Genomic DNA, 21,950 nt, shown 5'->3' with positions numbered 1-21,950 from the left:
GCCCACGGAGAAACCCGAGGCGCGGTCGTTCAGCTCTTGGCGGCCAGCGCCTGTGAGATCGCGTCGTCGACGTTCTCGAGCCAGATGAACTCCAGCCTCTCGCGCGCGCCCTGCGGAATGTCATCGTAATCCCGGCGGTTCCGGGCGGGCAGCATGACGCGGGTAAGGCCGGCGGCCGCGGCGGCGACGACCTTCTCCTTGATGCCGCCGACCGGTAGCACCAGACCACGAAGCGATATCTCTCCGGTCATCGCCGTGTCGTGCCTGACGGTACGATCGGTCAGGAGGGATGCGAGGGCCGTAAACATCGCTACGCCTGCGCTCGGGCCGTCCTTCGGTGTGGCGCCCGCAGGCACGTGGACATGAATATCGCTCTTCTCAAACAGGGCCGGATCAATCCCGAGCTGAGACACGCGGCTTTTCACCAGGGTCAGGGCCGCCTGCGCGCTTTCGCGCATGACGTCGCCGAGTTGGCCAGTCAGGATCAGCCCGCCCCTGCCTGGCACGCGGGTGGCCTCGATGAAGAGGATGTCGCCGCCGACCGGCGTCCACGCGAGCCCGGTGGCGACGCCGGGAATGCTGGTCCGCAAGGCGATCTCGCCCTCGAAGCGTGGTTGACCGAGAACACTTGCGAGATCCTTTGTCCCGAGCGCGACCTTGCTCGCGCTGCCTTCCGCGATCTGCACCGCGGCGAACCGCAGCGCCTTGCCGATCTCCCTCTCGAGAGAGCGAACGCCGGCCTCGCGGGTATACCCCTTGATGATGAGCCTGAGCGCGTCGTCATCGATTTCGGCCTGGTCCGTTTTGAGGCCGTTCGCCTCGAGCTGCCGGCGAACCAGATAGCGCCGTGCAATCTCCAGTTTCTCCTCCTCGGTGTACCCGGGCAGGCTGATGATCTCCATGCGATCCCGCAGCGGTCCCGGAATCGTGTCGAGCATGTTTGCGGTCGCGATGAACACGACGCGCGAGAGATCGAAGGGGACGGCGAGGTAGTTGTCGCGGAATGTCGCGTTCTGCTCGGGATCGAGCACTTCGAGCATCGCGGCCGACGGGTCGCCCTGAATGCCGCGCCCCATCTTGTCGATCTCGTCGAGCATCATGACGCAGGCGCGCGAGCCGGCCTTCTTGATGCCCTGGATGATGTTACCGGGCAGGGCGCCGATATAGGTGCGGCGGTGCCCCCGGATCTCGGCTTCATCATGAACGCCGCCGAGGCTGACGCGAACGAAAGGGCGGTCCATGGCGCGCGCGATCGACTGTCCGAGCGAGGTCTTGCCGACGCCGGGCGGACCCACAAAGCAGAGGATCGGCGCCTTGCCGTGAGGTGCGAGCTTGCGGACCGCGAGATACTCGATGATGCGCGCCTTGATCTTCTCGAGACCAAAATGGTCCTCATCGAGAATGCGCCTGGCTTCGCTGATGTTGATCGTCTTCTCATCGGGAAGCGCCCAGGGCAGATCGATCAGCCAATCGAGATAGCTGCGAACCATCCCGGCCTCGGCGGCCGATTCCGGCATCCGCTCGTATCTGCGAAGCTCCTTCTTGGCCTGGCTTTCCGCCTCGGACGGCATCTTCGCCTTGGCGATCGCCGCGGTCAGTTCCGCGACTTCCTGGTTCTTGCCGTCGCCTTCGCCCAATTGGCGCTGGATCGTTGCCATCTGCTCGCGAAGGATGGCTTCGCGCTGGCGCTCGTCGAAAGCGGCCCTGGTCTTCTGGCCGATCTCGTTCGTCAGGCGGAGCACTTCCAGCCGCTCTGCCAGGTAGCTCGAGACCTTGTCCATCCTGGACGACAGGTCGATGGTCTCGAGGATCTCCTGCTTGTCCTGCGGCTTGATGTCCATGTAGGAGGCGGTGAGATCGGCCAGAGCGCCGGGAGATGTCATGGCCTCAAACGCGGTCACGAGCTCCGGCGGCGCCTGCGGGAGCAATTGAACGGCCTCGACAGCCTGTCTTTGCAGATTGAGAAACCGCGCCTCGATTTCGGGAGAGGTTGCCGCAGGCTCCGGAATGTGAAGGACGCGCGCGGCCAGGAACGGGGTGCCCGGAAGAAAATCCAGGATACGGGCGCGTTGCACGCCCTGGCAGACAACGTGATGACTCTCATCCGGCGCGGTGATGTACCGCACGATGTTGGCAACCGTGCAGACCCGATGGAGTCCATCGGGAGCCGGGTCCTCTTCGTCGGGGTTTCGCTGCAGGAGAATTCCGACCTGCCGCTGCTCGCGCAGGGCCTGTTGAGCGGCGGCAATCGATTTCGCGCGGGCGATGGTGATGGGTGCGATGACGCCGGGAAACAGCACGACATTGCGCACCGGGATGATGATCATGGCATCCGATGGGATCGATACTGATTCCGTCTTCGGAGCGGCGGCAGCCGGAGCCGCCGTATCGTTGTCAGGCGACATGGTGCCTCTCACGCAGATTTCGACAAGCGCAGCACGACGCATCCGTTCGAGGCGTAGCGGCTGACGGCATAGCGCCCGACCGGCAAGGCAATCCGGCGTTCAAAGCGGCCTTGCGGAAGCTCTAGCCGGCGGATCAGCGCGTCCTGCAGTTCAGCCGGCAGGATCCGTTGTCCGGTGATGATCAATGTGTCGTTGTCGATCGCCGCAATCACGTGATCCGGATCGACGCCAGGCAGCGCGACAAAGATCAACAGTTCCCGGTCGGTCTCGAGCACATCGATCGGAGGCTCCCAGGCGGGCCCTGCGCTCGGCTGCAGGCTGAATAATCGCTTTTGCAGCCGCTCGGCGCGGGTCAGCGATTCGATCGCCTCGGACAGCATCCAGTCAAACGGATCTCGTGTCGGCATTTGCGGCCTCTCAAGACAGTCGTCTCGCACAACTTACTCCCAAACCAGGCAGGTTCAACGCGGCTCGCGACCGTGCCGCCAGAAATAACTTTCACCCATGAATGGCTGTTCACTTTTTTGTTGGGCGCGCGGCCGCGCGGGCCGGAGCAGTTACGACACGACGTCACGATCCAATCGCGAGCAAACGCGGAGGCTCAATCCATATCGCGAAAGGCGTGACCATTGGTCTCGATCTGCTTCACAAGCGCCGGCGGCAGATCGGCCTGCGCCGCGGTGCCGTCAAACACCCAGTCCTTGGAGTCGGCGAGGTCGGGGAGGCCTGCGCCCTTGCGGACATAGAGGCCGATCGATGCCTTCTGCGGGTTGATGTACAGGTCATATTCCTGCATTGGGTGTCTCCTCATCCGGTTCGAGATTGACGAGATCGAGCGCGAGACATCCATCGCCGCCTGGACGAATCGCGACCGGCCCCGGCTAGGCAGGCTTCTTCGTTTCCGGCGCGAGCACCACCGAGGCCTCGCTTGTCAGCATGAGAAAGGTCATGGTCTCCTGGAAGTAGAGGCGAACTGTGGTCGCCGAATGGCTCAGGTAGCCGATTGAGATGTCCTGGCCGAGCGCGAGCTGAAAATCACCGCCTCGGGTGGTGAGCACGATGCCGCCCTCGATGGCGGGCGCCCAGATGATCTTTCCATCCACGAGACGCTGGATGTGCTGCAGGACTGGATAGCCGTCGTCGGTCGCGCCGCCGATCGCGGTGTATGGCTCGGTGCCCAGCAAGAGCGTGTAGGGTCCATTGACGCCCTCGAGCCGCAACTGGCTCACCGCCAGCGCGACCACGCCGGGATAGCCCTTTACGCTGGACGGCAACGTCAGCACGGGGTTGCTGCTGCCCTCGCGGATGCCCTGAATGCCTGCAGCGGCGTAGCCGTCGAAGACGGCCCGGTCTTCCGCGAAGGCGATTCTGCGCGCCGCCTGCTTGAGCGGCTCCCAGTCGGAATCGTTGGCGCCGCGCTCCACGTCGTCGATCGCCTGACGTGTGAGTTCGAACGGAACGCGCAGCTCGACGAGCGCCTTGACGTCGCGCTGTGCCGCTTCGATTCCGTCACCCGGCGTGTGGATCTGCCGCTGGTGGCCGGTGCCGACAGCCGAAAAATCGGCTCCCTTCGGGCCTTCCACGTCCACCACGCGCCGCGCCGCCAGATGGCGCTTGACGGTGCGGGAGGCCTCCTCTTCGATCTGGGCCCATGCCGCGTCCGAGATGGGGGCGAGTCCCCGATGAAGATTATTCATGTCCAGCTTCTCCTTTGAGTGAGCCGATCCCGAGCGAGCCGTCGGACGGCGGCATGTTCGATGTCGGCGCGTTGTTGGCCTTGGCTTCGCCTGCGGACGGATCCGCAGCCGCGGGCGGCATGTCCGCGGCCTCCTCGAGGAATGTCGCCGAAGGCACGAAGAACAGCGTGCCGGTCACGGCGCGGCTGAAATCGAGCAGACGATCGTAATTGCCCGGCGGCCGGCCCACGAACATGTTCACAAGCATTTGCTCGATCCTGTGCGGCGATCTTGCGTAGCCGATGAAATAGGTGCCGAACTCCCCCTTGCTCACCTCGCCGAACGGCATGTTGTCGCGCACGATATCGAGCTCCTCGCCGTCTTCCACGATCGTGGTCAGGGCGTTGTGCGCGTAGGTCGGCTTGACCGCATCGTCCAGCTCGATGTCGGACAATTTGGTTCGGCCGATGAATTTTTCCTGCATCTCGACGGGCAGTTCATTCCAGCCCTTCAAGTCGTGAAGGTATTTCTGCACGATCACGTAACTGCCGCCAGCGAATGCAGCGTCCTCCTCGCCGATAATGGTGGCATCAAGGGCCGCCTGATCGACCGGATTCTCCGTCCCGTCGACGAAACCGAGCAGGTCGCGCTCGTCAAAATATTTGAAGCCGTGCACCTCGTCCGACGTGGCGACTGCGTCGCCGAGCCGCGCCATGATCTGTGCCGCCAATTCGAAGCACAGGTCCATGCTCACCGCGCGGATGTGAAACATGATGTCGCCCGGCGTTGCGACGGCATGATGGCGTCCGTGAATCTCGCGGAACGGGTGCAGATCCTTCGGCTTCGGCACGTCGAACAACCGGTCCCATGCGTCGGAGCCGATTCCCATGACGCATGAGAGCCGGCCCTCGAGGTCACGGAAGCCCACGGCGCGAAGAAGAGCACCCAGGTCACCGCACAGCGACCGCACGACGGCATCATGGTCCGGGTCAGGCTTGATCGTGACGACGAGGAAGATAGCGGCACGCGTCAGCTTCGCAGCGACCGGTTGCGGGACGGCTGATGGCACGCGTCACTCCTTGTTGAATTGTCATCCCGCGGCCGCAGGGAGCAGGACAGAGCGCCGGCAGGCGACCACGACACAAGGAGAGGAGCATGCAACCGGCGCCTTTACAAGGGCCCGGATTGCCTGGCTCGACCGTGTTCGCGGAGTGGTGCCCGTATCGTCAAATTGCCAGAGGCCGTAGCCGCGACTTCAATCGACAGGTTTTCCGGACCTCTCCTCCTCGAGGGTCACCGCGATGGCGGCATTCGCGGAAAGACGGACCTTTGAGCCCTCAACGCCCGCGACGAAGCCGAGCTCGATGTAGTGATGATGATCCTTGTGCATCCCGTCTCCGCTGTCGTGCCTCTTGAGCTTGATGCGGTTGTCGATGACGCGATCGACCGTACCGACATGCACGCCGTCGGCCCCGATCACCTCCATATTGTGTTCGATCTTGTGCTCCGACATGGCTTCCTCCTGGTTGAAGCTTTGCACGGCGATGATGCCTCGCAATCGACGACGCGCGATGAATGGCGCGTCAACAACGCCGTCCGGCGTCCAGGTTCTTTTCACACCGATTCGAACTCGTCCGCTTGTGTCGTTTCCGGCGTCTTGCCGTTGAAGGTGAGGCCTGCCTTGGTCGCGGAGATCTTCACCTGCGAGCCGTCGCGCACGTCGCCGGCGAGGATCATTTCGGCGAGCGGGTCCTGCACGCTGCGCTGGATCACGCGCTTCAGCGGCCGGGCGCCATAGGCCGGATCCCAGCCTTTCTCCGCCAGCCAGTCCCGCGCCTTGGCATCGAGCGACAGCTCGATCTTGCGATCCTCGAGCAGCTTCCGCAGCCGCGTGAACTGGATTTCGACGATCCGGCCCATCTCGTTCTTCTGCAAGCGGTGGAACAGGATGATCTCGTCGATGCGGTTCAGGAATTCGGGACGGAAGTGGGCACGCACCATGTTCATCACCTGCTCGCGCACCGCGCCGGTGTCCTGGCCATCCGGCTGGGCGACGAGATACTCCGCCCCGATATTCGAGGTCATGATGATCAGCGTGTTGCGGAAGTCGACGGTACGGCCCTGGCCATCGGTGAGGCGGCCGTCGTCGAGCACCTGCAACAGCACGTTGAAGACGTCGGGATGCGCCTTCTCGATCTCGTCAAACAGCACGACCTGATAAGGCCGGCGCCGCACCGCCTCGGTGAGCGCGCCGCCCTCGTCATAGCCGACATAGCCGGGAGGAGCTCCAATCAATCGCGCAACCGAGTGCTTCTCCATGTATTCGGACATGTCGAGACGAATCATCGCGGTTTCATCGTCGAACAGATATTCGGCGAGGGCCTTGGCAAGCTCTGTCTTGCCGACGCCCGTGGGGCCCAGGAACATGAAAGAGCCGATCGGACGGTTGGGATCCTGCAGGCCGGCGCGCGCGCGGCGCACCGCCGTTGAGACCGCGCGAACGGCCTGCGACTGGCCGACCACGCGCTTGCCGAGCATCTCCTCCATGCGCAGCAGCTTGTCCTTTTCACCCTCGAGCATCTTGTCGACCGGCACGCCGGTCCAGCGCGAGACCACCTGCGCGATATTGTCGGCGGTCACCGTCTCGCTGATCGACGACGTCTCGCTGGCCTCGACGGCCGCGAGCTTCTTCTCGAGCTCGGGTATGCGGCTGTAAGCAAGCTCGCCCGCTTTCTGAAATTCCCCTTTGCGTTGTGCGTTGGCGAGTTCGGTGCGCAGGTGTTCAAGCTCGCTCTTCATCTTCTGCGCATCGGAAAGCTTGCTCTTTTCCGACCGCCATTGCGACGTCAGGTCGGCCGACCTTTTTTCCAGCTCGGTCAGGTCGCGCTCGAGAGTCTCCAGGCGGCTCTTCGAGCCGCGGTCGGTCTCCTTCTTGAGCGCCTCCTGCTCGATCTTGAGGCGGATGATCTCGCGATCGAGCGTGTCGAGTTCTTCCGGCTTGGAATCGACCTGCATCTTCAGTCGTGCCGCCGCCTCGTCCATCAGGTCGATGGCCTTGTCGGGAAGGAAGCGGTCGGTGATGTAGCGGTTCGACAGGGTCGCCGCCGCGACCAGCGCCGAGTCTGCGATGCGCACACCGTGATGCTGCTCGTACTTGTCCTTCAAGCCGCGCAGGATCGAGATCGTGTCTTCCACGGTCGGCTCGCTGACGAAGACCGGCTGGAAGCGTCGCGCCAATGCGGCGTCCTTCTCGACATGCTTGCGGTATTCGTCGAGCGTGGTCGCGCCGATGCAGTGCAATTCGCCGCGGGCGAGCGCGGGCTTCAGCAGGTTGGACGCGTCCATCGCGCCATCGGCCTTGCCGGCGCCGATCAGCGTGTGCATCTCGTCGATGAACAGGATGATGCCGCCTTCCGCCGACGTCACCTCCTGCAGCACGGCCTTCAGCCGCTCCTCGAATTCGCCGCGGTACTTCGCGCCCGCGATCAGCGCGCCGAGGTCGAGCGCGAGCAACGCCTTGTCCTGCAGGCTTTCCGGCACGTCGCCGTTGACGATGCGCAGCGCCAGTCCCTCGACGATCGCGGTCTTGCCGACGCCGGGCTCGCCGATCAGCACGGGATTGTTCTTGGTCCGCCGCGACAACACCTGGATGGTGCGGCGGATCTCCTCGTCGCGGCCGATCACCGGATCGAGCTTGCCATCGCGGGCGGATTGCGTCAGGTCGCGGGCATATTTTTTCAAGGCGTCGTAAGCGTTCTCTGCGGAAGCGCTGTCGGCGGTGCGGCCCTTGCGCAGCGCGTTGATCGCAGCGTTGAGGTTCTGCGGACTGACGCCGCCCCTGGCGAGCAGCCTGCCGGCCTCGCTGTCCTTGTCGGCGGCGAGGGCCTGCAGCAGGCGCTCGACGGTGACAAAGCTGTCGCCCGCCTTGTCCGCGGCCTGCTCTGCGGCGGCGAAGGCGCGCGCGGTCTCCGGAGCGAGATAGATCTGTCCCGAACCGGCACCGGTCACCTTCGGCAATTTTGCCAGGGCCTCTTCGGTCGCCTTCAGGATTGCACGCGAATTGCCTCCCGAGCGATCGATCAGGCCCGCCGCGAGGCCCTCGCTGTCATCCAGCAGCACCTTGAGGATGTGAAGCGTCGAGAATTGCTGGTGGCCCTCGCGCATCGCGAGCGACTGTGCCGACTGGATGAAGCCCTTTACGCGATCGGTGTATTTTTCAATGTTCATCGCGGCACCTCCAGGCAATGGCGCCAGGTGACAGAAGTTGCTGCGTGCCACACATCTGCGCCGTCGACAAGACAACGGGACGATGACAACCACGAAGTCACTCGCCGAGACGCCGGCGGGCGTTGCGGCGCCGATCGTTGTCATGGTGTGATCGTTTCCGAGGATAGTCAACAATGGAACCAGTCCGCGGCCAAAGGCCTGGCTCGCGCGTCCGTCACGCATTCGCCGACCGGCAATACCGGGCGTGGCGAATGGTGTTGCAAATATTCCGCTTTTGCGTCCACATGACATTGGACAAACTGACGTTCTTGCGGGGTCGATCGTGAGAAATCCGTACGAAGTCCTCGGCGTTGTGCCTGCGGCTTCTTCAGCCGACATCCAGAAGGCCTACCGAAAGCTCGCCAAGAAATTGCATCCGGACCTTAATCCCGGTGACAAGGCGGCCGAAGAAAAATTCAAGGAGGTCGCCGCGGCCTACGACCTTCTGGGTGACGCCGAGAAGCGCAAGCGCTTCGATGCCGGAGAGATCGACGCCGCTGGTGCGGAGCGGCCGCCGCAACATTTCTACCGGGAGTATGCGACATCGGATGGCGGCAATCCTTACACGGACAGCTCCGGATACGCGGATTTCATCGATTCCGACGAGGCGCTGGCCGAGTTCTTGAGGCGCAGCGAGAGGGCGCGCGCGAACCGGCGCGGCCGCGATCTGCATTACAGCCTGCCGATCGAATTCGCCGAGTCGATCGCGGGCGCAAACAAGCGGTTGACGCTGCCTGACGGAGGTACGCTCGACGTGACGATTCCGCCCGGCCTGGTGGACGGGCAGATCCTTCGACTGCGCGGCAAGGGAGCGCCCGGCACCGGCAGCGGCGGCCCCGGCGATGCGCTGATCGAGGTCGAGGTCCGACCTGATCCTCGTTTCACGCGCGAGGGCGATGACATCTCGCTGGAATTGCCGATCTCGTTGTCCGAAGCAGTGCTCGGCGGACGCGTTCGCGTTCCGACGCCCACTGGCGCCGTAACGATGACGGTCCCGAAGGGATCGAACACCGGTACGATCATGCGCCTCAAGGGCAAGGGCGGGCCGCACCCCGGCGGAGGTCATGGCGATCAGTTCGTCAAATTGAAGGTGGTTTTGCCCAAGGGGCCGGATCCCGAACTCGAGGAATTCGTTTCAAAGTGGGATAAGGGCAAGGCGTTCAACCCGCGCGAGGATGGCACATCATGACCATGACCAAGCAGGAGTTCCTGGCGAGCGCCGGCCTCGAAGTGCAGACGCTGGAATTTTGGATCGAGCAGCAGTGGCTCATCCCGGAGCAGACGGCCACGGAAACCAATTTCTCCGACAAGGACGTTGCGCGCGCTCACCTGATCCAGGACTTGAAGGGCGGTCTCGGAGTCAACGACGAGGGAGTCGACGTCATTCTCCATCTCATCGATCAGCTCCATGGGCTGCGCCATGCGTTCGCGCAACTGCACAAGGAGATTCAGGTCGCCGCGCCAACCCGCGAATGACGGACCGAACGACCGGGGAGACGATCATGACCGAGAAGGCAGCGCCGCTTGCGCATGGCGAGATCGAGGTTCTGATTCTGCGGGCTTTGGTCCGCAAGCTTGTCGCCAAGGGCGTGCTCACGCCGGACGACGTCCGCGCGCTGCTGTTCGATGCCGCCAGGGGGCTGGACCTCGTCGGCAGCGAGCTGACACCGGAGGCGGCGCAAATCATCGTCCAGGAAGACCTGGCGCCTGGATTCCTCGGGACCTGACGCGGCGCGGGGGTGCTGATCTATTGCTCATAGCCTGAGCATATGATCTCATGCCTGAATGGAAGCCAGCCTCCCCGAGACCGACCTCGTGATCTTCGACTGCGACGGCGTGCTCGTCGACAGCGAAGTGCTGAGCTGCCGGTGCCTGTCCGAGGCGCTCAACGGGGTTGGCGTCGCGCTGAGCACCGAGGAGGCGCTGAAACTCTTCCTTGGCCGCAGCACGGCGGCCGTGGTCGAGTATTGCGATACCCTGGGCCGACCGGTGCCCGCGAATTTCCTGACCGATCTGGCGCAGCAGGTGCGGAAGACCTTTCGCTCCGAACTGAAGCCGATCATCGGTGTCGGGGCGTTGCTGGCGGATCTGGCTCTGCCCCGCTGCGTCGCATCATCGAGCGACCTGGACCGGGTCACCTTTTCGCTGGAGTTGACGGGACTCGCCAATCATTTTGGTCCAAGCGTCTACACATCCCAGATGGTCAAGCGTGGCAAGCCGGCGCCGGACCTGTTCCTGCATGCGGCGAGCGCGATGGGAGCGCAGCCGCGCCGGACGCTGGTGATCGAGGACAGCGTCAGCGGCGTGATGGCCGCAAAGGCGGCAGGCATGAGGGTGTGGGGATTTGTCGGCGGCTCCCACTATCGATCGCGAAACGGCGACGGCCTGCTCCGGGAAGCCGGCGCGGATCGGATCTTCGACAGGATGATCGATTTCTGGACGGAAGGTTGACACACGGACATGGCGACGCAAGACAGCGAAAAATCCCGTCTCGATGATGCGGCGCGCGCCGGCTGGCTCTATTTCATCGCGGGCCACACCCAGGACGAGATCGCCAGGATGCTGCAAGTCTCGCGCGCCTCGGCGCAGCGGCTGGTGTCGCTCTGCCTCGCGGAGCGGCTGATCACCTTCCGTCTGGAGCATCCGATCGCAGCCTGCATGGAATTGGCGTCCAGGCTGAAGAGCCACTTCGATCTGGTCCATTGCGAGGTCGTGCCGACCGACCCGTCGGCGCCCCTGTCGACCGCCGGCATCGCCGAGCGCAGCGCCAACATCCTGGAGACGACACTGCGGTCGGAGACGCCGGTGATCGTGGCGCTCGGCACCGGCCGCGCCGTGCGGGCCGCTGTCGAGCGGGTCTCGCCGATCGAGCGTCCTTTTCACCAGATCGTCTCGCTGGTCGGCAACATCTCCGCCGACGGTTCGGCGAGCTTCTACGATACCGTCGGACGGCTCGCCGACCGCACCGGTGCGCGCCATTACCCGATGCCGCTGCCGTTCCTGATGTCGAGCGAGGACGAGCGCAATCGCATGGTCCGCATTGAGCCGATCGCGAAGGTGAAGGCGGTCGCGGCCAAGGCCGATCTCAGGCTGATCGGCATCGGCCAGATGGACCAGAAGGCGCAGGTGCATGTCGACGGCTTTGTGACCCGCGAGGAGCTGTTGGAGATGATGCGGCTCGGCGCGATCGGCGAGGTGACGGGCTGGGCCTTTGATGCCAGGGGACGGCTGATCAAGGGCGGCACCAACAAGCGGCTGACCAGTATTCCGCCGCAGATTCCGGCGGAGGGAACCACGATTGCCGCAGCCATCGGCTCGGCCAAGGTGCCGGCGATCAAGGCCGCGCTCGCCGGGCGCGTGGTCAATGGCTTGATCACCGACGAGGCAACCGCCCGCGCGGTGCTCGAGCGCTAGGCCAGCACAACCTTATCCTGCCTTGGCCGAGTTCCTCGCGCTTGCAAGAATTCCATTCCGGGGGTGTCGAAGCCTGGGAATTCGCGCGTGCCGGCGCGTCCGCGCGCTTGACAAAAATCAGCGGCAGGTTGAACATACGCTCAACACGTGGGCATATGCTCAGCGTGACCATGGGAGGTTACCTTGAAAAACGTCCTTTGCGCCGTTGCGGGTGCGGCTGCTCTTTTGATCTCCGCTCCCTCCATCGCCCAGACCACCCTGACCGTTGCGACTGTCAACAATGGCGACATGATCCGCATGCAGGGGCTCACCAACGAATTCACCGCCAAGAATCCGGACATCACCGTCAAGTGGGTGACGCTCGAGGAGAACGTGCTGCGCCAGCGTGTGACGACCGATATTGCCACCAAGGGCGGTCAGTTCGACGTGCTCACCATCGGCACCTATGAGGTGCCGATCTGGGCCAAGAAGAATTGGCTGGTCCCGCTCGACAAGCTCGGCGCCGACTACGACGTCAACGATCTCTTGCCGAGAATCCGTGACGCAGTCTCGGTCGACGGCAAGCTCTACGCCGCTCCATTCTACGGCGAGAGTTCGATGGTGATGTATCGCACCGATCTGTTCGAGAAGGCCGGGCTGAAGATGCCGGAAAAGCCGACCTGGGACTTCGTAATCGATGCGGCGAAGAAGTTGACCGACAAATCAGCAGGCGTTTACGGCATATGCCTGCGCGGCAAGGCCGGCTGGGGCGAGAACATGGCGTTCCTGACCGCGATGGCCAATTCTTACGGTGCGCGCTGGTTCGACGAGAAGTGGGAGCCGCAATTCAACTCTCCGGAATGGAAAAAGACGCTCTCGACCTATGTCGACCTCATGAAGCAGGCCGGTCCTCCCGGCGCAAGCTCCAACGGCTTCAATGAGAACCTCGCGCTGTTCAACGCCGGCAAGTGCGCGATGTGGATCGACGCCACCGTGGCCGCGTCCTTTGTGACCAACCCGAAGGATTCCAGGGTCGCGGACCAGGTCGGCTTCGCGCTCGCGCCGAACACCGGCCTTGGCAAGAATGCCAATTGGCTGTGGGCGTGGAATCTGGCGATCCCCGCCGGCTCAAAGAAGGTCGAGGCGGCCGAGAAGTTCATCGCCTGGGCGACCAGCAAGGACTACACGAAACTCGTGGCGTCCAAGGAAGGTTGGGCCAATGTGCCTCCGGGCACGCGGACCTCGCTGTACCAGAATCCGGATTATCTGAAGGTCGCGCCCTTCGCGATGCTGACATTGCAGTCGATCGATGCGGCCGATCCGAACAAGCCGACCGTCAAGCAGGTGCCTTATGTCGGCGTGCAATACGCGGCGATCCCCGAATTCCAGGGCATCGGCACCCAGGTAGGCCAGCAGTTCTCGGCTGCGCTCTCCGGCTCAACCTCCGTCGACGCCGCACTCGCGGCCGCTCAATCCTCGACCGAGCGCGAGATGAAGCGCGCGGGCTACATCAAGTAAGCTTGGTTCCACGCGTCCGGCTCACCCCTCCCGGCCGGACGCTCGCGACCATCCCGCGCCGCGACGAGGATGGTCGCCCTTTCATTGAAAGGAGGCGGGGATGGCGACCCAGCAGACCCAACTGCTCGCGCGAACATTGCTCACCCCCGCGGTTGCGTTGCTCTTCATCTGGATGATCGTGCCGCTTGCGCTCACGGTCTATTTCTCGACGCTGCACTACAATCTGCTCGATCCAGGCTCCGAACAATTCGTCGGACTGGAGAATTTCCGCTACTTCCTGACCGATCCGGCCTTCCTCGCCTCGTTGCAGAACACGCTTGTGCTGGTCGGGTCGGTGCTCGCCATCACGATCGTGGTGGGCGTGCCGCTTGCGCTGCTGCTCGATCAGCAGGTGGTCGGGCTCAGCATCGTCCGGTTGATGGTCATCGCGCCGTTCTTCGTGATGCCGACGGTGAGCGCGCTGGTGTGGAAGAACCTTCTGATGCACCCAGTCTCGGGATTGTTCGCCTGGCTTGCCAAGTTGCTTGGCCTTACGCCGATCGACTGGTTCAACGATGTCCCATTGCTGTCGGTGATACTCATCATTGCCTGGCAGTGGCTGCCGTTCGCGACGTTGATCCTGCTCACCGCGCTGCAGTCGCTCGACGAGGAGCAGAAGGAGGCGGCCGAGATGGACGGCGCAAGTGCGATCTCGACCTTCATCTACATAACGCTGCCGCATCTGGCGCGCCCGATCACGGTGGTGATCCTGATCGAGACCATTTTCCTGCTCACCGTGTTCGCGGAAATCTTCGTCACCACCGGCGGCGGTCCGGGGCTGCAGACTACCAACATCGCCTTCCTGATCTATTCGCAGGCTTTGATCCAGTACGATGTCGGGAGTGCGTCGGCGGGGGGCCTGGTCGCGGTCGTGATCGCCAATATCGTCGCGTTCTTCCTCGTCCGCATCGTCGGCCGGAATCTGGAGGCGTGATGCCATGGCTCGGATGGTGACGACGCAGCGCAAGGTGATCTCGACGGTCGCGGCCTGGCTGGCCGGCTTCCTGATCTTCTTCCCGATCCTCTGGATGGTGCTGGCGAGTTTCAAGACCGAGCTCGAGGCCTTCGCGATCCCGCCGTCGTTCTTGTTCTTCCACTGGACCTTGGAGAACTACATCACCGTCCAGGAGCGCAGTGACTATGTCCACCACGCGGTCAACTCGATCATTATCGCTGGCGGATCGACCCTGATTGCCATGCTCATCGCGATCCCGGCGGCGTGGTCAATGGCGTTTTCGCCGACCAGGCGCACCAAGGACACCCTGCTCTGGATGCTCTCGACCAAAATGATGCCGCCGGTCGGCGTGCTGGTGCCGATCTATCTGATCTACCGGAATTTCGGCCTGCTCGACACCCGCGCCGGGCTGATCTTCATCCTGTGCCTCGGTAATCTGCCGATCGTGATCTGGATGCTGTTCACCTATTTTAAGGAGATCCCGAAGGACATCCTCGAGGCTGCGCGGATGGACGGCGCCACGATCGGACGCGAGCTGGTCTATGTGCTGACGCCGATGGCCGTGCCGGGACTCGCGTCGACCCTGCTGCTCAATCTGATTCTGGCCTGGAACGAGGCGTTCTGGACACTCAATTTGTCGACGCTGGAGGCTGCGCCGCTCACCGTGTTCATCGCATCCTATTCGAGCCCGGAGGGATTGTTCTGGGCAAAATTGTCGGCGGCGTCGACGCTCGCGATCGCGCCCATCCTCGTGCTCGGCTGGTTCAGTCAGCGGCAGCTCGTCCGCGGCCTGACCTTCGGCGCGGTCAAGTAGCAGAAAGGCTTTCGGCATGGGTCAGATTACGCTGCAGGGTGTAGAAAAGTCGTTCGGGCCGGTCCACATCATCAAGGGCGCCGACCTCGATATCGCCGACGGCTCCTTCGTCGTCTTCGTCGGACCGTCCGGGTGCGGCAAGACCACGCTCTTGCGCCTGATTGCGGGGCTCGAGGACGTCACCGGCGGGGCCATCCTGATCGACGGGCGCAACGTCGTGGATGTGCCGCCGGCCAAGCGCGGCCTGTCGATGGTGTTTCAATCCTACGCGCTCTATCCGCATATGAGCGTGCGCGGCAACATCGCCTTCGGTCTCAAGATGGCCGGCCTGCCGAAGGACGAGATCAACCGCAAGGTCGAGAGGGCCGCAGCAACCCTCAATCTGACGCCCTATCTCGACCGCAAGCCGCGCGAACTGTCCGGCGGCCAGCGGCAACGCGTGGCGATCGGGCGGGCCATCGTGCGCGAGCCCAAGGCGTTCCTGTTCGATGAACCCCTCTCGAACCTCGACGCGGCGCTGCGGGTGCAGATGCGGCTCGAAGTGACGCGGCTGCAAAAGCAACTCGGCACCACAGCGATCTACGTCACCCACGACCAGGTCGAGGCGATGACGATGGCCGACAAGATCGTCGTGCTGAACGGCGGCAAGATCGAGCAGTACGGCTCGCCGCTGGAACTCTATGAGAGGCCGGCGAACCTGTTCGTTGCAGGCTTTATCGGCTCGCCAAAGATGAACTTCGTCACCGGCGAGCAGGCGAAGGAGCACGGTGCCGCGACCATCGGCGTGAGGCCGGAGCACCTCAAGGTCGAGCGCGATGGACAGGGATGGCAGGGCACGGTCGCAGTTGCCGAGCATCTCGGCAGCGACACCTTCCTCTATGTCGATACCGGACCGCTCGGGACGCTGACGGCGCGCTATGTCGGCGAGCTCGGCCTGAGCCCCGGCGACCAGGTGTCGCTGACGCCCGAGCCGTCGCGGATCCATCGTTTCGACGACAGCGGAAACTCGATCCGCGCCTAGCGCGGATGGCGTCTCCATCGATCTCGCCCGGGCCGGGGCGATGCGCCCGCCCGCACTCGACAGGGCCAAAGCAAAAGGAAGAAGAGAATGTATCTCGAGAAATTCAGGTTGGACGGCAAGACCGCCATCATCACCGGCGCCGGCCAAGGCATTGGTCTTGCATGTAGCGAAGCGCTGGCGGAGGCGGGCGCCAAGGTCATCATCGGCGATCGCGACGCGAAGGCGGCCAATGATGCGAAGGCGGCGCTGAAGGCCAAGGGGTTCGACACCGATATCGCGCTGATGGACGTCACCGATTCCAAGCGCGTCTCCGAGGTCGCCGACGAGTTGGCCGGCAAATATGGAAAGGTCGACATCCTCGTCAACAATGCCGGCATCGCGCGCAGCGAGACGCCGGCCGAGACCGTGACCGACGAGCATTGGCTGAACGTCATCGACGTCAATCTGAACGGCACGTTCTGGTGCTGCCGCGCCTTCGGCAATCACATGCTCAAGGCGAAGTCGGGCACCATCGTCAATGTCGGCTCGATGTCAGGCTTCATCGTCAACAAGCCGCAGGAGCAGTGCTTCTACAATGCGTCCAAGGCCGCAGTGCACCATCTGACCAAATCGCTCGCCGCCGAATGGGCGACGCGCGGCGTCCGCGTCAATGCGGTGGCGCCGACCTATATCGAGACGCCGCTCAACGCCTTCGTGAAGAACAGCCCCAGGATGTATGACGCCTGGATCGGTGGAACTCCGATGGCACGCATGGGGCAGGTCGACGAGATCGCATCCGTGGTTCTGTTCCTGGCCTCCGAGGCCGCGAGCCTGATGACCGGGAGCATCGTCCTGGTCGATGGCGGCTACACTTGCTGGTAAGCTTGCGCCGGAGCATGATCCGGAAAAGTGGAAACCGCTTTGGGATCATGAACACGCAAAACGAGAGAGCGCGGTGACTGTTCGAAGAAAAGTCATCACGCTCTGACGGAGCGGCAATGCGGCAAGCCTATATCGGCGTGGACGTCGGCAGCACGAGCGCCCGGGCTGGCGTGTTTGACGAGGCCGGAAAATTGCTGGGAGCGGCCCGCCACCCGATCCGCGTCTGGCATGAAACCGGCGACATCGTCGAGCAGTCCTCCGAGGACATCTGGGCCGCGAGCGTCGCATCTGTCCGCGGCGCGGTGCGCGAGGCGGCAATCGCAGCGGAGCAGGTCAAGGGCATCGGTTTCGATGCGACCTGCTCGCTCGTGGTGCTCGACAAGGCTGGGCAGCCGCTCACCGTCAGTATGTCGGGCGATCATGCGCGCAATGTGGTGGTGTGGATGGACCATCGCGCGATCGAGGAGGCGCAGTTCGTCAACGAGACCGGCGACGGCGTGCTGCGCTATGTCGGCGGCCTCATCTCGCCCGAAATGGAAATCCCGAAGCTGCTTTGGCTGAAGCGGCATCTACGCGCAAGCTTCGACGCGGCCGGGCATTTCTTCGACCTCGCCGACTATCTCTCGTTCCGCGCCACCGGATCGCTGGCGCGGTCGACCTGCACCGTCACCTGCAAATGGACCTACGTGGCAGGCGAGGGCGGCTGGAGCGAGCGCTTCTTCAAGCGGGTCGGCCTCGATGATTTCGTGACCGAGCGTTATGCGCGCATCGGCACCGAGATCGTGCCCCCGGGGTCGCCGCTTGGCCGGGGACTGTCGGAAGCCGCAGCGCTCGATCTCGGCCTCACACCGGGGACCGCGGTCGGCGCCTCGCTGATCGATGCCCATGCCGGCGGTGTAGGCGCGATCGGCGGCCGCGACGGCTCTGGCGCCGATGTCGATGTCTGCAAGCGGCTCGCCTACATCATGGGAACGTCGGCCTGCATCATGGCGACGACCGTCGATCCCTGTTTCGTTCCCGGCGTCTGGGGCCCGTATTTTTCGGGCATGGTGCCGGGCTTCTGGCTGAACGAGGGCGGGCAATCCGCAGCGGGTGCTGCGATCGATCATCTGCTGCGCTCGCATCCGGCGCACGCCGAGGTGCAGGCCGCTGCGAAGGGCAACGGCCTCGACATCATCGATTTTCTCGAGAAACGCATCCTGGCGCGCGCGGGAACAGCCGGCGCCGCGGCGCTGCTCGCGCGCAATGTGCACGTGCTGCCGGAATTCCTCGGCAACCGTTCGCCCTATGCCGATCCCGGGTCGCGCGCGGTAATCGCCGGCCTCGATCTCGACACCGACATCGGCGCGATGGAGCGGCTGTTCGTGGCCGGGCTGTGCGGGCTCGCCTATGGCCTCGCCGACGTCATCGACGCTTTTCAGGCCCATGGCGTCGAGGGCAAGACCATCGTGATCGGCGGTGGCGCGAGCCGCAGCCCGCTGGTCCGCCAGATCATGGCTGACACCACCGGCTACACCGTGGCGCTGCCGCAGACGCAGGAGTCGGTGCTGCTCGGAGCTGCGATGCTCGGCGCAGTCGCAAGCGGCGCGCATAGTTCGATCAACGGGGCGATGGCCGGCATGTCCGCGCTCGGGCGCCTCAGCGAACCGACCAGGCCCGAAATGGCTGACTTCCACCGCCGGAAGCGCAGCGTGCATGCCATGCTCCGCGATCTCGATCGCGGCAGCCGCGAGGTCATGAAGCGGGCGCCGGGCGAAGCGCCATCGATGTAGGACGTTTGCTGGATGCTGCTCGTTTGCGGAGATGCGCTGATCGATTTCCTCCCGTCGAAGACGGCTGACGGGCGCGAGGCCCTGACGCCCGCGGTCGGCGGCTCCTGCCTCAACATCGCGGTCGGGATCGCGCGGCTCGATGTGCCCGCGGGCTTCGTCGGCGGCATCGCGAACGATACGTTCGGCAGAATGATCGCCGACCACGCCTCGAACTCGGGCGTCGATCTCAGCTACGCGACACGAAGCGATCGCCAGGCGACGCTCGCTTTCGCGCGTGTAACCGGTACCGAGACCGAATACGCCTTCTACGACGCCGACACTGCGTCGCGAAACTGGGTTTATCGAAGCGAGGCGATTGCGCTCGATGACGTCGCTTGTCTCCACGTCGGCTCGACGACGCTCGTCAACGAGAAGGGCGCGGCCGAGACCTTGGCCCTGGTCGCGGACGCCGGGCGGACGGCCACCATTGCGTTCGACCCGAACTGCCGGCCAAACTTGGTCACGGACAAGGACGCCTACCGCGCACGCATGATGGCATTCTGCCGCCAGGCCGACATCGTGAAAATGTCGGACGTCGATTTCGCCTATCTGTTCGGCGACGAGGCCTATGGGGAGAGGGCCGGGGCGCTGCTTTCGGAAGGTTCGTCTCTGGTCGTGGTGACGCGCGGGAATCTCGGTGCGTGCGCCTGGCACGGTCAGGCGGGGATGATCGAGGCCGAGGCTCCCCTCGTGAAGGTGGTCGACACGATCGGCGCCGGTGACAGTTTTCAGGCTGCGCTGCTCGCGGCCTTGCATCGGCTGGATCGCATCGGCAGGCGGGGGCTGGGCGACATCACCGCGGCCGAGCTCAGGCGCGCGCTGTCATTCGCCTGCAAATGTGCCGCTTTCACCTGCACGCGGGCGGGCGCCGATCCGCCGCGCAGCGGCGAGCTTCCGGCCGATGATTGGCCCGCTTGACTCGGCATGATCCGGAAAAGTGTGTAGCGGTTTTCCTTCGCGATAAACGCGTAGCGTTTGCGCGGAGATCGTCTCCACGAGGGTGTTTGTGCCACCGCCTTGCTTGACGCGCAGTCTCATTTTGTATGCTGCGCCGCGAAGGCGATTCCCGCTCACCATGCGACGATGGCCGTGGGTGAGGCATCTATCGGCGCGAAAGCATGATCCGGAAAAGTGCGTGGCGGTTTTCCGAGCAAGATCATGCTCAAATAAAGAGATTAGATCATGATGCGATTCGACCTGATCGCATCATGATCTGATGGGACCGGCCTCCATCAGCCGCGCCGCCGACGGCATGTGCACGCGCGGATCGCATTTCGCATAGCGCGGATCAGTTGTCTTTGTGCAGGACGGCGCTATGGTGGAACTCGTCCATCGATGCCTGTCGTCGTTTTCCGGCGAGCTATTGCAGTGCAACGAACCGACCAGCGGGCGTCGCCGTCTGCGGGCGATCAGGTTTTGAAGGGGAATTGGCAAATACCATCCGTCATATCGCAACCAAGAATTAGCGGGGGGAATGATGAGTATCATGAAAGGGCGTGCGGCGTTTGCCGCAATGATCGGTGTTGGCTTGCTGTCCGGCGTCGCCATTGGACAGGAAGTCAAGCAGGAGCAGAAATCGGTGGTGGGGAACGCCAACGTTCCTCCGGTCACGCAGGAGCAGCTCAACGCGGCGGACAAGAATGCCAAGGATTTTCTGCTGACGAACGGCAATTATGCGCAGACGCGCTTCTATCCAGGCAAGCAGATCAGCCGCGACAATGTGAAGAACCTGCACGTGGCCTGGATCTTCCAGACCGACGTCAAGGAATCGCTCGAGACATCGCCGATCGTCGTCGACGGCGTGATGTTTGTCACGACCTCGTTCAGCCATGTCTATGCACTCGATGCCAAAACCGGCCAGCAGCTCTGGCACTACGCGCACAAGATGGGGCCGATCACCGTCTATTGCTGCGGTCCCAACAATCGCGGCATTCAGGTCCTCAATGATCGCGTCTACCTGGCGACCCTCGATTCCAAGCTGATGGCGTTGAATGCCAAGACCGGCGAAGTGGTCTGGACCACCAACATCGCCGATCCCGAACTCGGCTACAGCGAGACGATGGCGCCGACGGTGATCAAGGACAAGGTGCTGATCGGCACCAATGGCGGCGAATACGGCATCCGCGGCTTCGTGCGAGCCTATGATGCCAAGACCGGCAAGCAGCTCTGGAATTTCAACACCATTCCGGAGAATTCCGTCGGCGTCTGGGCGACCAAGGATGCCACCGGCCGCGACATGCATCGCAACATCCAGGCAGAAAAGGATACGCTGGCCAAGATTGGCGATCCCTACGCCAAGCTCGGCGGCGGCGTGTGGCAGAACCCTTCGGTCGATCTTGCGACCAACCGGATCTACTTCGTCGTCGGCAATCCGTCGCCCGACCTCGACGGATCGAACCGGCCCGGCGACAACCTCTACACCAACTCGCTGGTCTCGCTCGATCTCGAGACCGGCAAGTATGTCTGCCACTTTCAGTACATCGCCCATGACGTGTGGGACCTCGACGCGGTCAGCCCGACGGTGCTGGTCAACGTCAAGGGGAAGGACGGCAAGACCATTCCCGGGGTCATCCACGCCGGCAAGACCGGGCACATCTATGTGCACGATCGCAAGGACTGCAGCATGATCCGCTTCTCGGAAGCGATGGTGCCGCAGGAGAACATGTGGGTCTTGCCGACCAAGGAAGGCGCGCGCATGCTGCCGGGCGCCAATGGCGGCGTCGAATGGTCGCCGATTGCGACCGACCCGGGGCAGGAGCTGGCCTACGCCATCAACCTGCACCAGCCGATGACCTATCACGTCGAGAACTCGCCCTATCCGAACGGCAAGCTGTGGCTGGGCGGCGCTTTCAAGGTGATCCCGAGCGAGCAGCAGTCGGGTAACATCACGGCGGTGAACTACAACACCGGCAAGATCAAATGGCAGGTCAAGACGCCCGAGCCGATGATTGGCGGCATTCTCGCCACCGCCGGCGGCCTGGTGTTCACCGGTGAAGGCAACGGCAAGTTCGCGGCCTACAATTCCTCGAACGGCAAGGAATTGTGGAGCTTCCGCGCGGGCGCCGGCGTCAACGCGCCACCGTCGAGCTATATGATCGGCGGCAAGCAGTACATCGTGGTCGGGGCGGGCGGTAACACCCAGCTCGATTACAAGCGCGGCAACAACATCATCGCTTTCACGCTCGACTGAG

Annotated in this window: 20 protein-coding genes; 13 read left to right on the top strand and 7 right to left on the bottom strand. The window is 63.5% G+C overall.

Going from position 1 to position 21,950, the window contains the following annotated elements; genetic code table 11:
- Positions 1-29: 29 nt before the first annotated feature.
- The 7 genes from lon to clpB form a co-directional block, all read right to left on the bottom strand.
- Positions 30-2,405, bottom strand: coding sequence for an endopeptidase La (gene lon, locus JQ553_RS12105; protein WP_212500156.1), 2,376 nt, complete (start codon positions 2,403-2,405; stop codon positions 30-32).
- A gap of 8 nt (positions 2,406-2,413) precedes the next feature.
- Positions 2,414-2,812: an Hsp20/alpha crystallin family protein gene (locus JQ553_RS12100; RefSeq protein WP_212500155.1), complete on the bottom strand. Its 399-nt coding sequence runs from the start codon at positions 2,810-2,812 to the stop codon at positions 2,414-2,416.
- A 194-nt stretch (positions 2,813-3,006) separates the two neighbouring features.
- Entirely contained in the window at positions 3,007-3,201 is a 195-nt protein-coding gene (locus JQ553_RS12095) for a hypothetical protein (RefSeq protein WP_212500153.1), read from the bottom strand.
- A gap of 85 nt (positions 3,202-3,286) precedes the next feature.
- On the bottom strand, positions 3,287-4,102 hold the full coding sequence (locus JQ553_RS12090; protein WP_212500152.1) for a family 1 encapsulin nanocompartment shell protein: 816 nt from the start codon (positions 4,100-4,102) through the stop codon (positions 3,287-3,289).
- Positions 4,095-5,150, bottom strand: a complete 1,056-nt coding sequence (locus JQ553_RS12085; RefSeq protein ID WP_212500151.1) for a Dyp-type peroxidase — start codon at positions 5,148-5,150, stop codon at positions 4,095-4,097. Before JQ553_RS12085 ends, JQ553_RS12090 begins: the two co-directional genes overlap by 8 nt.
- A gap of 186 nt (positions 5,151-5,336) precedes the next feature.
- Positions 5,337-5,594, bottom strand: coding sequence for a DUF2171 domain-containing protein (locus JQ553_RS12080; protein ID WP_212500150.1), 258 nt, complete (start codon positions 5,592-5,594; stop codon positions 5,337-5,339).
- 101 nt (positions 5,595-5,695) lie between these two features.
- Positions 5,696-8,308 (bottom strand): ATP-dependent chaperone ClpB, encoded by a 2,613-nt coding sequence (gene clpB / locus JQ553_RS12075; protein WP_212500149.1) that lies wholly within the window; start codon positions 8,306-8,308, stop codon positions 5,696-5,698.
- 322 nt (positions 8,309-8,630) lie between these two features.
- Between clpB and JQ553_RS12070 the strand changes: the two genes are divergently transcribed.
- The 13 genes from JQ553_RS12070 (at position 8,631) to JQ553_RS12010 (ending at position 21,949) form a co-directional block, all read left to right on the top strand.
- The gene (locus JQ553_RS12070; RefSeq protein ID WP_212500148.1) at positions 8,631-9,536 is read left to right on the top strand and encodes a DnaJ C-terminal domain-containing protein; all 906 of its coding nucleotides are present in this window, start codon (positions 8,631-8,633) and stop codon (positions 9,534-9,536) included.
- A 2-nt stretch (positions 9,537-9,538) separates the two neighbouring features.
- Positions 9,539-9,823: a chaperone modulator CbpM gene (locus JQ553_RS12065; RefSeq protein ID WP_212500376.1), complete on the top strand. Its 285-nt coding sequence runs from the start codon at positions 9,539-9,541 to the stop codon at positions 9,821-9,823.
- Positions 9,824-9,849: 26 nt separating this feature from the next.
- Positions 9,850-10,074: a hypothetical protein gene (locus tag JQ553_RS12060; protein ID WP_212500147.1), complete on the top strand. Its 225-nt coding sequence runs from the start codon at positions 9,850-9,852 to the stop codon at positions 10,072-10,074.
- Positions 10,075-10,132: 58 nt separating this feature from the next.
- Entirely contained in the window at positions 10,133-10,798 is a 666-nt protein-coding gene (locus JQ553_RS12055; RefSeq protein ID WP_212500146.1) for an HAD family hydrolase, read from the top strand.
- Between the two features lie 9 nt (positions 10,799-10,807).
- A complete protein-coding gene (locus JQ553_RS12050; RefSeq protein WP_212500145.1) occupies positions 10,808-11,761 on the top strand; it encodes a sugar-binding transcriptional regulator in 954 nt (317 codons plus the stop codon).
- 183 nt (positions 11,762-11,944) lie between these two features.
- The gene (locus tag JQ553_RS12045) at positions 11,945-13,258 is read left to right on the top strand and encodes a sugar ABC transporter substrate-binding protein (RefSeq protein WP_212500144.1); all 1,314 of its coding nucleotides are present in this window, start codon (positions 11,945-11,947) and stop codon (positions 13,256-13,258) included.
- A gap of 100 nt (positions 13,259-13,358) precedes the next feature.
- Positions 13,359-14,231 carry a carbohydrate ABC transporter permease gene (locus tag JQ553_RS12040; RefSeq protein ID WP_212500143.1) on the top strand — a complete coding sequence of 291 codons (873 nt, stop codon included), beginning with the start codon at positions 13,359-13,361 and terminating at the stop codon, positions 14,229-14,231.
- A 4-nt stretch (positions 14,232-14,235) separates the two neighbouring features.
- On the top strand, positions 14,236-15,066 hold the full coding sequence (locus JQ553_RS12035) for a carbohydrate ABC transporter permease (protein WP_212500142.1): 831 nt from the start codon (positions 14,236-14,238) through the stop codon (positions 15,064-15,066).
- A gap of 16 nt (positions 15,067-15,082) precedes the next feature.
- On the top strand, positions 15,083-16,087 hold the full coding sequence (locus JQ553_RS12030) for an ABC transporter ATP-binding protein (RefSeq protein ID WP_212500141.1): 1,005 nt from the start codon (positions 15,083-15,085) through the stop codon (positions 16,085-16,087).
- Between the two features lie 87 nt (positions 16,088-16,174).
- Positions 16,175-16,948 carry an SDR family NAD(P)-dependent oxidoreductase gene (locus tag JQ553_RS12025; protein ID WP_212500140.1) on the top strand — a complete coding sequence of 258 codons (774 nt, stop codon included), beginning with the start codon at positions 16,175-16,177 and terminating at the stop codon, positions 16,946-16,948.
- Positions 16,949-17,064: 116 nt separating this feature from the next.
- Positions 17,065-18,720, top strand: a complete 1,656-nt coding sequence (locus JQ553_RS12020; protein ID WP_212500139.1) for an FGGY-family carbohydrate kinase — start codon at positions 17,065-17,067, stop codon at positions 18,718-18,720.
- 12 nt (positions 18,721-18,732) lie between these two features.
- Entirely contained in the window at positions 18,733-19,677 is a 945-nt protein-coding gene (locus JQ553_RS12015; RefSeq protein ID WP_212500138.1) for a carbohydrate kinase, read from the top strand.
- Between the two features lie 559 nt (positions 19,678-20,236).
- On the top strand, positions 20,237-21,949 hold the full coding sequence (locus tag JQ553_RS12010) for a PQQ-binding-like beta-propeller repeat protein (RefSeq protein ID WP_212500137.1): 1,713 nt from the start codon (positions 20,237-20,239) through the stop codon (positions 21,947-21,949).
- Position 21,950: the final 1 nt, after the last annotated feature.

The sequence above is a fragment of the Bradyrhizobium lablabi genome, assembly GCF_018131005.1.
In the GTDB taxonomy this organism is placed as follows: Bacteria; Pseudomonadota; Alphaproteobacteria; order Rhizobiales; family Xanthobacteraceae; genus Bradyrhizobium; species Bradyrhizobium lablabi_D.
The sequence above is the reverse complement of the archived record's forward strand: the minus strand, read 5'-3'. Positions and strand labels throughout refer to the sequence as shown.